Below are 12,220 nucleotides of genomic sequence, written 5' to 3'. Positions count from 1 at the left end.
ATGCTTATAGTATCACGGTACTCTTTTCTGCTATTGGCTCCAGTTCATCAATCGTAGTAAGTTTTGTATATTGCGACGGCGACACACCTATGTAACGCTTAAAATCATTCGTAAAGTGGGACTGTGTGCTGTAATTTAGCTCGGCCGCAATCGTTGTCCAGTTCGGCTTTTTCTCCAAACCATATTCCACAGCAGTGAGTAGCCGAGTCCGCATCATCACCTGCTTAATACCTATGCCTACATACTGTTTTGCTATTTGTTGCAAGGTGCGCTCACTTATCTTGTACTTTTCTGCAAGCGACCCAACAGAATGTGCTGAATTCTCGGCAATATCACGCATCACTTTCGCAACTACTTCCTGTTTTGAGTGTAGCTGGGGTCGCATATCTAATAGCAATCGTTCCATGCCCTCCAATATATCTCCATCCGCTAGACGCAACAATTCGCTACTGAACTGTGATGTCGCCCCAGGAAAGAACGTATCAGCAGGCGTCTTTGTATCGACTTGCAATTCCGCGCAAAAAGAATAAAACGCGCCAGGCTTAAATTTTACGCCGGCATACACTCCCGAATCACCGACTTTAAAGCGCCGCACGCCCATCGCCGGCCATTGCACAAAAGCACCTCCAGCCGTAAAAAACAGATTCACGACTGGCTGCGTCAATATGTCCGCGGCAATATAAGGCAGCTTTCCTTGCCGGTCCCAGCGGGCTATAAAATATACGTCAACAAACTCAGCCATCTCTGGTGATGGCTCATAGCATCGCAGATCAACTTCTTTTTCAAAGTTCTGAGAGTTTAGGATGCCCTTATGTCTATACGTTTTCTGGAAAAAACGAGATGTTCTTAAAAATTCTTTATTCATACGGTTTTTTGCAAGTTTTATTTATTTTAACATGATTAACTTCTTATAGTAAACCAAAGGGTTAACTGAATCGATATTAGAAGTATCGAGGATATAATGAAAAAGGAGAATACTATACTATGGCAGATACAAATTCACAAATGCCTACACCAAATCCAAAACTAAAGTCACTTGATCCTATGGTCGGAAAATGGAAAGTTACTGGCCGCACACTAGGAGCCGAAGAAGACAATATTACCGGCGAAATCAGCCTTGAATGGTTACCGGGCGGCTTCTTCCTCAAGCAAACAACTCGCATCGACTTTGCTGGTATGTTTGAGCCAACCGGCTTAGAGCTTGTGGGCTACGACGCAGAAAAAGATGCGCTCACCTCTCTCGTTTATTCCAATATGGCGCCTATCCCCGTGCCCTACACTTGGAGCCTCGAAGACAATGAGTTGACTATTCACATGGACGCTGGCGCTACTATGCACGCAACCATCAGCAAAGATGGCAATTCATTTGAAGGTGGATGGCGTCCCGATCCAGGCCACGAAAACGAACCTGGTATGGTGGCTTACGATCTTAAAGGAACTCGAGTCTAACAAAACTACTAATATTGACAAGAACGCGAATTATAATATAGTTAACCCTATGGTTAATGCTAGTCTTAGCAACATCTTTAGCGCTCTTTCTGACCCTACCCGAAGGGATATTCTTCAGCGCGTACTCCACAAAGAGCAATCGGTCAATCAATTGGCAAATGCGTATGCTATGTCGCTTCCTGCCGTATCTAAGCATATAAAGATTCTTGAGGCAGCGCAGCTCATCACAAAAGAGCGTGTTGGTCGCCAGTATATTATTCGTCTCTCTGATGAGCGGATTCAGATGGCGGCCAAACACCTCTTGGAGTACCAGACAACTTTGGATACACGCCTCGAATCACTCGATCATTATCTACAAGGTACGGATGTGGCCGCCGATAAGCCTAGTCACACAAGCAAACCCTCAAATCAAACTCTTACTATGAGTCACGTATTCAACGCAACGCCTCGGCAAGTTTGGGATGCGTATACAGAACCTAGGCACATAGAAAGATGGTGGGGAGCATCAACGATACGGCTTGCAAACTGCTACAACGACGTACGCGTAGGCGGCATGTGGCGTTTTGCAATTGAAAATCCACATGGACAAGAAATTGTGGTAAGTGGCCAGTATAAAGAGGTCACTCCTTATCAGCGACTCACATATACTGATGGTTTTGGCGAGCCGAGCAGCACACGCCCGCAGGCCCTTGTAACGATCACATTAGAGCAGTTGACGGGCGGAAAGACGAAACTTACAAAAACATCAACCGCAAGCAAGGCCGTACACCAGCTACAGGCATCATGGTTGAGGCTGGCCCAAGAGTTATAAGACGCTCTTATATTCGCGTTCTGGAAAAGGAATATATGAAAACATCAAACTTATCGATGGTTGCCGCAAAGGCAGTTATCGGAATCAGCATTGCTTATCTCATCCTGCTTGCATTGCTTCACATAATAAAGCCCGAGGTTGATCCTTCATGGGTGACGCTCAGTATTTACTCAAGAGGAAACTTTGGCTGGATCGGCCAACTCAACTTTATCCTTCTTGGTCTTAGCCATCTTGCGCTATTTATCATGCTAAAGTCACAAATTAAAAACATTTACGGACGCGTAGGACTTGTGCTTCTTTGTATTGCGGGCATTGGCGCCATCATTGGTGGCATCGGTATTTCCGACCCAATGAACACACCTCAAGATCAGCTCACTACAAGCGCACTTTGGCACTCGATAGGCGCTGCACTGGCAGTATGGGGCGCACCACTTGCGGCAATACTACTCAACTTAGCCCTTCTTCGTAAAAATGCAGACTGGAAGCAAGCGAAGGCCGCGCTTCTCGCTACTATTGCCCTGCCGTTTATTGGCCTTGTCCTCTTCATGAGTACAGCCGGCCAAAATGGAGGTCACTACGGACCTGGAGCAACTATTGGCTGGATGAACCGAGTCGTCGTCATCGCGATTATCGCTTGGCAAATCACCCTGGCACTCAGCGCCCTCAACCTTCGAAAGAAATAAAAAAACGCCCTCCTTTTACAGGAGGGCGTTTTTTTAGTCTTTGTAGACTACCTTGTACTTCACCAAATTATTATTCGATCCTTCTCCTTTTTTCGTATCCAAAAGCTCTAGTTTCACATTTGGATCGTCATACGAGATCGTCTTTTCAAAGATCGGGGTTCCGTCACCCAGCACCACGTTTCCAACCACAAAGTGCAATTCGTCCACTAAACCATGTTGCATCAGGTCATTCCAAAGCATGCGACTTGCATACATTACAATGTCCTTACCATCCTCATCTTTTAGCTTAGCAAGTTCTTCATATACATTTTCCGAGATAATCCGGGTCGTTGTCTTCCAAGCCTCTGGCGCATCATCAAGAGTGAGACTATTCGAAATCGCAACCTTTTGAATTTTATTGTAACGCCTTGAAAATTCACGATTCGTTTCAGATGTTTCCTGGTTGTTTTCCATCATCGGCCAAAAAGCGCCAAAAAATTTGTATGAGTTTCCGCCCAGCAGAACGACATCGGCATTTTTCATACATTCGAGGTTTTGAGTATCAAAAGAGCCGTCCATCGGAAGTACCATAACGTTCTTTCCCGGCCCTTCGTAAAAACCATCCAATGAGACGATATTGCTAACAATTATTTTTCGCATACGTATTTTTCTCCTTTTCGTATTTGTCTTACAATTACACCATAGAAAAAAATTTAAACTTGCAAAAAACCGCAGGTACTCACGCTCATGCCATCCACTCTTGAGAAGACAACCTATAAATGGTACAATTTAACTCGACCAACACTATTGGGGTGTCGCCAAGTGGTAAGGCACTGGGTTCTGGTCCCAGCATTCGGGGGTTCGAATCCCTCCACCCCAGCCATGAATTTATACAGAGGTACATATGCTCCATTTAGTGGGGCGTATGTCTTTATATGGCACCCTTTGCTTGTTTTTTTGGGGTGACCTTTACACTTCTTTGTGTGCAGATAAGCATAGGGAGCCTTTCTGTGCACAAAGAAAAAGAGCCCGTCCGTCTCACCTGGCCGGAATAGTACGTCGGAGACGCAGTATTTCCGGCCAGGGTGGCGGGGGGCTCAGACAGTGAGGGTGAGCGCGATCCTCAACGCGAAGATGCTCGCGACGAAGATGACGATGCCCACCCACAGGAGGACCCGTGCCAGCAACGAGCGACGTCCGATCAGGAGGCTCCCGAGGACACCGGCGATGCCGAGGGCGATGAACATCCACGTCCATGCTACACGGTCGGCCTGGTTGTCCCAGTTGGTCGCGAGCATGAAGAAGATGACACCGAGTACCATCACTCCGAGTCCGCCCGCGCCGAGACGGATCTTGACGGTGGCAAGCTGCGAGTTGCTGATGGCGGTCATTTCTGACTCCCTTATCGAAGGACTAGGTAACTACCTTACTTTATTATACTACCTATTCTTACTTTTGTCAATAATGATCTTACATCGTGGTTGCAAAGCTTGAGCACCCTAATCCTCCTACCTAAGGCCTATTGCATTTCCGTAAGGTCAATGACAAGTACTGTACCCAGGGAGTAAGTGAAGCCCAATTGCTCTAATTTTTGGCCAACAACAATGAGGTCAGATATTAGATGGTGCCAGGTGAGAAACTCACGCCCAGCCATGAAAAAAGATTGACGAATTGTCAATCTTTTTTCATGTTCTCCTACCATAGGGCGAAGTTATTCCGACGGAGCAACAAACCCCACTCCTTTATAGTTTGGATTTGAAAGAAGCATAACTTGCCGCTCGTAGAGGTCGGTCATACGATTATAATGCTTTGTAAGCAGTTGGAGTTCTTCAAGACCGTAGTCGGCTGTAATTTCGCGGAATCCTAGTGTGACTGCTTTATAGTACGGACCAAATTTTGCGTGAATAAGTGGTAGGTTCGGGTAGATTTGTAGGACGCGACGGTCTTCTGTATGAGTTTGACGGGTAATGTAACCGGCTTTTTCAAGGCGGTGCAATACTGAGGTGACAGTGCTTTTACCTAGGCCGGTTACTCGCACAAGGTCGCTCGGCGTGCAGGGCGCATTCGACATAAGATAGTCAATACACTCCGCATCCGTCGCATTGAGTCCCGCTCTTTCGGCTATTAGCGTGCGCATCACGGTAGAAGGGCGGGACATAGCCTGTGCTGCTGCCCGGAGTGCTTCAAGTGCTGCCTCGTGAGAATTTGACTTTGTCATATTTCTATAATAGCATTGTGAAGTAGATAGTACGAAATATGAACTAATGTAAGAAGGGTTGTAATGGCATCATCAAATACACGTGTCACGACTAAGAATGTTAAAAAGGGAATTTTAATAATAGTCGTAGGTCTAGTTATCGTTGTGATAGGGTTATCGCTGACAGCTCAACCTCAGAGCGCCTTAACTGTCGTAGGTTGGATTCTCGACATTTTTGGGGTTCTTGTTGGACTTTCAGGCTTTGGTTATTTAGTGGGTCTCTTGGGCCATTACAAATAACATAACGTAAGTCGGAAGTAAATAAAGTCTTGGTAGTACCTCTTATTTCTAGTCATGAAAATGACTAACATACTCGCCACCCATCTTTTGGGTAATCCCTTGTTTTCTAATTCTAGTTCCTTAATCTCAGAAGCTCGACTTACGATCATTCTCTCCAGCCATGAAATTATTCCAGATACAAAAGAGTTCGACTCTCGGACTCTTTTTATTTATAACTCTGTTAGTGGGGTTCGAATCCCTCCACCCCAGCCATGAAATTATTTTCAAAAAGCACCTCTTTAAAAAGGTGCTTTTTGCGTACCATTTGTCACGATAGATTACTTTTATGATGCGTATTCCGGTCGGCCCGCTAGCTGATACACCTGGAGCGTAATGCCTTTAGGAAAAGCACGTGATTCGATTAGGTTAAGGGCAATATCCGGGCCATTTTCAGGAAACAGTCGCTTGCCTTGACCAACCACTACGGGACAAATAAGTAAGTCCATTTCATCAATGAGATCGTTCACAAGAAGCCAGTGTGTTAGAGTGCCGCTACCATGTACTTGCAGCTCGCCACCGGGTTTGGCTTTTAGCTCCCGGATGGCCGCAGCAACATCGCCAGAAATGACCGTCGTGTTTGTCCATTTCGGGTCCTTAAGCGTGTCGGATACAACATACTTTGGCTTGGTGTTCAGGGCGTTAACGATTGGATGGTCCATGTCATCTCTCGCACCCCAGTAACCTGCGAACAGTTCATATGTCCGTTCACCAAATAAGAATGCCTCCGCTCGTTCGTAGAATTGGTTAACAAATTCTATTGCCTCATCATCGAATAACGGGCTCGCCCATCCACCGCGCTCAAGTACTTTTTTGCCGTTTTCAATCGGGCCGCCGTTGGCTTGCACTACTCCATCTACAGAGATTTGAATATTTGTTACTAGTTTCATAAAGCTCCTTTTACATTAATACTGTATTGTTTATTCAGTTAAACACATGGGATATTAAAACTATTGTATATTTTGGACATTACTTCCTGATTGTCTCTCTAGGTCCCATTGTTCGCTTTCTTCCTCACATTTAATTGACGGCTCAGTTTCAAGGCCAATTAGTTCTATAATCGTTCTTGATCTCCAGCCATGAAATTATGAGAAAAACTACAGTTTGAACTGTAGTCTATTTTAGCACGAAAAAGTTCGAATCCCTTTTTTCGTCTTGCATGCTTACTCCTGTTACAATAATAATATGAAGGTAAAAATTAAACGTTTTGATAAATCGTTGCCTCTCCCTGAATTTGACGAATCTGATCCAAAAACTGGAGCTAGATATGATAAAAGTCGAGTAGCTGGTTTTGACTTCTTCTGCCGAGAAGACGTAGTTATCGGCCCTCATGAATTAGCGCTCGTTGGAGTAAACAACTCGATCCAAACTCCGCCAGACTGTTTTCTATTGCTGTCCGTTCGCAGTAGTACGCCCTGGAAGAAAGGTCTGATGTTAGCCAATGGTGTAGGCATTGTCGACCCTTTCTTTAGTGGAGATGAGGATGAATTGAGGATCCAACTATATAACATCACTAACAAGGCCGTAGAGGTTAAAAAAGGTGAGACGCTAGCCCAAGGCATAATAGTTCGTCGTGAACCTGTCGAGTGGGAAGAGGTTGAAACAATGAGCGCTGACGGTCACGGTGGCTACAAGACCTAGTTATTCTTGATTGCTATCCTCCTCGTCTTCGTCCTCTTTTTCGACAAAATCTAGTTTATCTGCCTCTATCAAAGTTCTATAATCGTTCTTTATGCCCAGCCAAAATTATTTACAGATAAGAAAATACGCAACTCTACGTGTTATTGACTCTAACCCCATCGTGAAGGGTTAGAATTCTGCTACAGTACCGCCATGTTGCGTATCAGGGTTAGTCGACCGTTACAAAACAAGCGCTCTCACGCTATTGTTTTGCGATTGGCATGGTGGGAATAATACTAAAGACATTGCACGAAATACATTCATGGAAGCCTACTGCTGGGTGGCACGGTTTCGCTCTAAGGTTTGCGCTAGCTCGTTTGCTATCGCTTCGGAGACGGGCATGGCGGCCCCTTCTAGGTGTATAAACTGACCGTTGGTATTCATTTCTAGGAATACTATGGTGCCGTCTGGCTGCTCGACAAAGTCAAAAGCACCGTACGTCAGCCCATACTGCTTTACGTATTCACAACATTTCACGCCTAGTTCAGCAGGGAATGATTCAACGGCAAATTGGACTAACTCTGGATTGTCCTGATGCTTGCGCCAGTCATCTTTGGCGTCATTGTGTGTGTAGATCGACGTACTAAAGTATTGCTTCCCAACAACCGCTACTCGCCATTCACGCTTTTTGGGAATGTGCCGTTGCCATAGGCCAGGATAAGGCAATGCGTGTAAAGGTAGCTCGGCAGGATCGTTGGCTAGCGTAGTGGAGCCCATCCCTTTTGGTGGTTCTGACCCCATGTAAAGGGTGCCGCTACAGGGCATTTTAAAGGTAAGTGTCTGCGCCCGGAGTGCCGTTATATCGTTCCACTTATTACTAACGACGGTCTCAGGGATGATAAACCCTAACTTTCTGGCCAACGTTAGCTGAGAAAGTTTATTGTTTGCCGCTCGCATGTATACCGGATCGTTAAACCATGCCCTAGGAGGAATAGAATCCCAAAAAAACCGTTGGAGTTCGCGGTATTCTTGGTTGAGCGAATATGCGCGAAGCGGCGTCTCATCAAGACCAAAAATATTTGGCCTTCGATACCACGCCGCTTGAATTTTTGAGGGGTCAACCTGCTTGTCTTCGTAGATAAAGGTCGGTATACCCGACGTACTGATGTGCATGCTGAACTGTTTTGCGCCGTTGGCAATCTCGTCAGAATTAAATAAAAGCAGCTCGTAACCATGGCCTTTAAGTAAAGAAACAGTATGTTCAATGCACGGCCAGTCATATGCCGAGGTCGCAATCAATATCGGTCCTGTTGGTAAGGTGTGTGTGCTATTTGCCATTCATTCTTATCAATCAAAGTCAGCGTCAAAGTCAGACCGCTGAGCCTCACCCGTTCCGACCACTGAACTCCTTCGAGAAATGACGGGATCTGTAGCTACAAGACTCTCGAAGGCAGTCTCCTGAGGAGAAGCTGGAATATTTACCCGCGTGAGCGCCTGGAGGGCCACCATGTCGATGGTGGAGGCTTCTGATGGCCTAGTGTCTGTGTGAGGATCCTCGTCAGTGTTATCAAATCGTGTTTTTGAATTTACATTATTTAATCTTTCCATTATTGCTATTATTATCTATAATTTGCCTGAAGGCAACTTCTACGTAGAATTAGAATAGTAAAATGTACTTGCCCTCATAGGCCTATACTCTCGTCAAGACAAAGCTTGGATTACTTTGGCGTCTTCGTCGCAAACGAAATAAAGGTCATACCCAAGACCTCCTATTCAATCGGTGTATTATTGTCGGCCAAACTTTTGCGCGTTACATCGCACCTTATAATTAAATGTCCTTGCTATAAGTCCGCTATGCCCTCAATAGCAGCCCAATTTGAAGAATTTGCAGATCGAGTGACATGGAAGGCGTTTGCAATAGACTACTATCGCCACACAGGTATCGTGACAAATACCGCGTATATAGCCTCTCTTGCAACGCAAGAGCGAATTAGTACCATCCTACCTAAAATAAAAATTCACGTTCGTTCTATGGGCGCCGAAAAGCAATTATAAGGTTCTCGCGCCACTATCGATTACTGTGAACCACGGATTGCAAAAACATAGTTATTGTGTTATAATTATATAGTCAGAGACTGTCTGGCTTCCTCGACTTTGGAAGGTGAAATGAAACACCCCGCAGTCTTGTTCCTTGACAACACCAGTTGGGACAACATGGCCCTCGCCTTGGCGGCGACCCGTCCTTCCTCCTTGCTGGATGTGAAGGCGATTTTCGTCACGGGACGGGCCGCACACACCGACCCCAATGCTTCGGTTGAAGAAAGGGACGAAAACTACTCCAGTTACATCCACTTTCTCAACGCGGCACGCCTCCAGCAGTTCCTCCAGAATGCCGGACGCGCGGATATTCCCGTCATCATGGGAGAACGCGTGCACCGTACCCAGATTCGCACTGTCATCCCTCATCGCGCTCATGTGAATGAGGAGGTTTACGACCTGTGGGACGCGTGGGGCGAAGCCAGGATCCACGAGTTCACCGAGGGCATACAATTTCTTCGGCACCACAAGGCCAAGAAGTTCCTTGTCCTTGTGGGTGGACCCCTTACCGAGGTCGCACTCATCCAGCGTTACGCGCCCGACGTCGCTGCCAAGTTCGGGACAATATTCGTTCAGGCGGGTGACTTCGCTGACGACGAGTCCACCAACCTCCTCGGGGGCAAGGGCAATTCGTTCAATGGCGCGGTTGATGCAGTGGCGCTTGACGACGTGCTGCGCGGTCACGACGGAGAGGTCATCCTTCTCCCGTCGAACATGACCAAGCAGTCCGAGCTCGGTTTCGCCACGCCCGACCAACTCGCAGGCCTCGGTATCTATCCCCCGCTCCTTGAAGGGTATCGGGTGCACTACGAACACTCCGCCAAGAGGCGGGGAACGTCGCTTTTCATCCACGATCTGGGGCTTGTCATCCTCGCTGAACAGCGTGTTCGGGGCCACCAGGACTTTCCGTACCGGTACGAGCAGGTCGGGATCTTGGAGGTTCCTTTTGGCGCTCCACTGTCCGGCCAGCCGGAACGTCGCGGTACGATCGTGATCGGGCCACCGGTGTGTCGTACGAACCGCTACGTGGTTGTCTGGCAAGACACCGACGGATACCGCGACCGCGTGGCCGCGTACTTACAGAGTTGAGGAAAGGCTCTTCCGAGTCGCCATTATGGCGTTCCCGGAAGAGCCTTTTTCCTATATCAATGTAACCTTGAAAATACTCTAAATTACTTCAACCACTGTGAAACGGTCATTCCGTGGTCATAAGAAGTCGTCTTTTGATGAGTCAGGTATAGCGGAACAACCATTTCTGGAAAGATTGACCGGCCGCTTGCCAATACGACTGGATTGGTTATGAAATGGAATTCATCGACAAGCTCGGCGGCGATGGGTGATGCGGCAAAACCAGCACCCCCAAAGACGATGATGTTTTTACCCGGTTGCTGTTTCAGTTCATTTACCGTCGTAGCAAGATCACTGTGGGCGGCAATCGCGTTATCCCATCTGATTTCTGGGGTAGCATGGCCGCATATTACCTTGCGTGCCCGAGTTATATTGCGCGCAAATGCGTGTTGCGGGTTATCAGAGCACCCCTGCCATTCCTGCCCAATGATCGATAAACCAAATAACGCAAATTTGTGTTATTTGTGTCTTCTGTGCTATATTGCAGGTATGGATAACGACGCGATGTTAATTTATGCCGATCATGCAGGCCGATTTTATACCCGACAGTATGGTTTTAACCCGGTGGCCGCACGACTGCTGGGGTATCTATCGGTGTGTGACCCGATGGAGCAATCGATCAATGACTTAGCTGATGCACTACTGACGAGCCGTAGCGCAATCACTTCAGCAGTAACGATGCTCGAAAATATACATTTGATCCAACGCTCGCGTCCAGCTGGAAGTCGAGTCGATTTGATAAGCATCGACCTCAATGGCGCTACAGGCAGCAAGGCATTTGATATCCAAGAATATGCAGAGCAAGGACGCCTCGCTCGTGAAGGTTTGGAGTTGCTGAAAGATGCATCGCCAGAGCGCCGACGAATACTTGAAGAGATAAGAAACCTGTCTGATTTTCTCGTTGCAGAAATGCCACTCCTAGAAGAAAAGTGGCAAAAAAATTGTCAAGCATTACAACATAAAAATAAGGAGGACTAAAGTGAGCTCAGTAATCACCGCCGAGGGAATAAAGAAATCGTTCAAGAAAATAAACGTTCTTCAAGACGTTTCTTTTGAAGTAGAAAAAGGCAGCGTTTTTGCTTTACTTGGCGCAAATGGTGCCGGTAAAACGACAATGATCAATATCTTAACGACATTGATCCAGCCTGATAGCGGCAAAGCGACCGTAAATGGCTTTGACATTGCGGTTCAGCCCCACAAGGTACGTGCGTCAATCAGCCTTACCGGACAGTTTGCTGCCGTTGACGATACGTTAACGGCTCGTGAGAACCTCGTTTTAATTGGTGATTTACGCCATGTCAGCGACTCGGCAAAAACTGCCGAAACCTTGCTAGCAAAATTCGATCTTATTGATGCCGCCGACCGTCGCACGATGACTTTTTCTGGCGGCATGCGTCGACGGCTAGACATTGCCATGAGTCTTATCGGCGACCCTTCGATCATCTTTTTAGATGAACCGACAACCGGGCTTGACCCCCAAAGTCGCAACGCAATGTGGGAAACAATACGGCTACTTGCGGAAGGCGGCACGACTGTCTTTCTTACCACACAATACCTGGAAGAGGCGGATCAATTGGCCGATACTATTGCGATTTTGCATAAGGGAAAGATCGTCACTCAAGGAACGGCACATGAATTAAAAAAATCGTTGCCGCATGGCCAGGTCGAGCTGCGATTTCATAATGCAGGTCAGTTGAATACAGCTATAAAGCTACTTAAGGATTACAAAACAGCCGTAAATAACGAGATGTCTTCTATTGTGGTGACGACTGACGGTAGCGTGACGCAACTTACTCGATTACTGAATCATTTAGAAACGGCACACATTGAGATTGCAGAATTTGCTCAAAAAGCACCCACACTTGATGATGTCTTTTTAAAAATCGTTAACGACAAAAAGGAAACAAAATAATGCACGTA

General features: G+C 46.7%; 16 protein-coding genes and 1 tRNA gene. 10 read left to right on the top strand and 7 right to left on the bottom strand.

Features of this window, described 5'->3' with window-relative positions; all coding sequences use genetic code 11:
- Positions 1–4: 4 nt before the first annotated feature.
- On the bottom strand, positions 5–865 hold the full coding sequence (locus tag VFH06_03370; protein HET6747117.1) for an AraC family transcriptional regulator: 861 nt from the start codon (positions 863–865) through the stop codon (positions 5–7).
- Between the two features lie 119 nt (positions 866–984).
- Between VFH06_03370 and VFH06_03365 the strand changes: the two genes are divergently transcribed.
- The 3 genes from VFH06_03365 to VFH06_03355 are packed head-to-tail and all read left to right on the top strand — an operon-like array spanning position 985 to position 2,943.
- The gene (locus VFH06_03365; GenBank protein HET6747116.1) at positions 985–1,449 is read left to right on the top strand and encodes a DUF1579 family protein; all 465 of its coding nucleotides are present in this window, start codon (positions 985–987) and stop codon (positions 1,447–1,449) included.
- Between the two features lie 49 nt (positions 1,450–1,498).
- Positions 1,499–2,260 (top strand): metalloregulator ArsR/SmtB family transcription factor, encoded by a 762-nt coding sequence (locus VFH06_03360; protein HET6747115.1) that lies wholly within the window; start codon positions 1,499–1,501, stop codon positions 2,258–2,260.
- Between the two features lie 35 nt (positions 2,261–2,295).
- Entirely contained in the window at positions 2,296–2,943 is a 648-nt protein-coding gene (locus VFH06_03355; protein ID HET6747114.1) for a DUF998 domain-containing protein, read from the top strand.
- A 33-nt stretch (positions 2,944–2,976) separates the two neighbouring features.
- Here the strand turns inward: VFH06_03355 and VFH06_03350 are convergent, their stop codons facing one another.
- Positions 2,977–3,582, bottom strand: coding sequence for a dihydrofolate reductase family protein (locus VFH06_03350; GenBank protein HET6747113.1), 606 nt, complete (start codon positions 3,580–3,582; stop codon positions 2,977–2,979).
- 148 nt (positions 3,583–3,730) lie between these two features.
- On the opposite strand from VFH06_03350, the gene VFH06_03345 reads away from it, so the two are divergent.
- Positions 3,731–3,805, top strand: a tRNA-Gln gene (locus VFH06_03345).
- 214 nt (positions 3,806–4,019) lie between these two features.
- On the opposite strand, the gene VFH06_03340 is transcribed toward VFH06_03345, so the two are convergent.
- Both VFH06_03340 and VFH06_03335 read right to left on the bottom strand, forming a co-directional pair.
- Entirely contained in the window at positions 4,020–4,313 is a 294-nt protein-coding gene (locus tag VFH06_03340) for a hypothetical protein (protein HET6747112.1), read from the bottom strand.
- A gap of 320 nt (positions 4,314–4,633) precedes the next feature.
- On the bottom strand, positions 4,634–5,140 hold the full coding sequence (locus VFH06_03335; protein HET6747111.1) for a MarR family transcriptional regulator: 507 nt from the start codon (positions 5,138–5,140) through the stop codon (positions 4,634–4,636).
- 63 nt (positions 5,141–5,203) lie between these two features.
- On the opposite strand from VFH06_03335, the gene VFH06_03330 reads away from it, so the two are divergent.
- On the top strand, positions 5,204–5,419 hold the full coding sequence (locus VFH06_03330; protein HET6747110.1) for a hypothetical protein: 216 nt from the start codon (positions 5,204–5,206) through the stop codon (positions 5,417–5,419).
- Between the two features lie 323 nt (positions 5,420–5,742).
- Here the strand turns inward: VFH06_03330 and VFH06_03325 are convergent, their stop codons facing one another.
- The gene (locus VFH06_03325) at positions 5,743–6,345 is read right to left on the bottom strand and encodes a dihydrofolate reductase family protein (protein ID HET6747109.1); all 603 of its coding nucleotides are present in this window, start codon (positions 6,343–6,345) and stop codon (positions 5,743–5,745) included.
- 295 nt (positions 6,346–6,640) lie between these two features.
- Between VFH06_03325 and VFH06_03320 the strand changes: the two genes are divergently transcribed.
- A complete protein-coding gene (locus VFH06_03320) occupies positions 6,641–7,096 on the top strand; it encodes a hypothetical protein (GenBank protein HET6747108.1) in 456 nt (151 codons plus the stop codon).
- 309 nt (positions 7,097–7,405) lie between these two features.
- Here the strand turns inward: VFH06_03320 and VFH06_03315 are convergent, their stop codons facing one another.
- Entirely contained in the window at positions 7,406–8,413 is a 1,008-nt protein-coding gene (locus tag VFH06_03315) for a hypothetical protein (protein HET6747107.1), read from the bottom strand.
- 9 nt (positions 8,414–8,422) lie between these two features.
- Complete coding sequence (locus tag VFH06_03310; protein HET6747106.1) at positions 8,423–8,683, bottom strand: hypothetical protein; 261 nt, start codon at positions 8,681–8,683, stop codon at positions 8,423–8,425.
- Positions 8,684–8,929: 246 nt separating this feature from the next.
- On the opposite strand from VFH06_03310, the gene VFH06_03305 reads away from it, so the two are divergent.
- The 4 genes from VFH06_03305 (at position 8,930) to VFH06_03290 (ending at position 12,212) form a co-directional block, all read left to right on the top strand.
- Positions 8,930–9,130, top strand: coding sequence for a hypothetical protein (locus VFH06_03305; GenBank protein HET6747105.1), 201 nt, complete (start codon positions 8,930–8,932; stop codon positions 9,128–9,130).
- Positions 9,131–9,241: 111 nt separating this feature from the next.
- Entirely contained in the window at positions 9,242–10,261 is a 1,020-nt protein-coding gene (locus VFH06_03300) for a nucleoside hydrolase (protein ID HET6747104.1), read from the top strand.
- A gap of 528 nt (positions 10,262–10,789) precedes the next feature.
- Positions 10,790–11,278, top strand: coding sequence for a MarR family winged helix-turn-helix transcriptional regulator (locus VFH06_03295; GenBank protein HET6747103.1), 489 nt, complete (start codon positions 10,790–10,792; stop codon positions 11,276–11,278).
- 1 nt (position 11,279) lies between these two features.
- Positions 11,280–12,212 (top strand): ATP-binding cassette domain-containing protein, encoded by a 933-nt coding sequence (locus tag VFH06_03290; GenBank protein ID HET6747102.1) that lies wholly within the window; start codon positions 11,280–11,282, stop codon positions 12,210–12,212.
- Positions 12,213–12,220 lie beyond the last annotated feature (8 nt).

The organism is Candidatus Saccharimonadales bacterium, assembly GCA_035697325.1.
In the GTDB taxonomy this organism is placed as follows: domain Bacteria; phylum Patescibacteriota; class Saccharimonadia; order Saccharimonadales; family Saccharimonadaceae; genus JALRBM01.
Note: the sequence above shows the minus strand (reverse complement) of the source record. Positions and strands in the feature narration are given on the sequence as shown.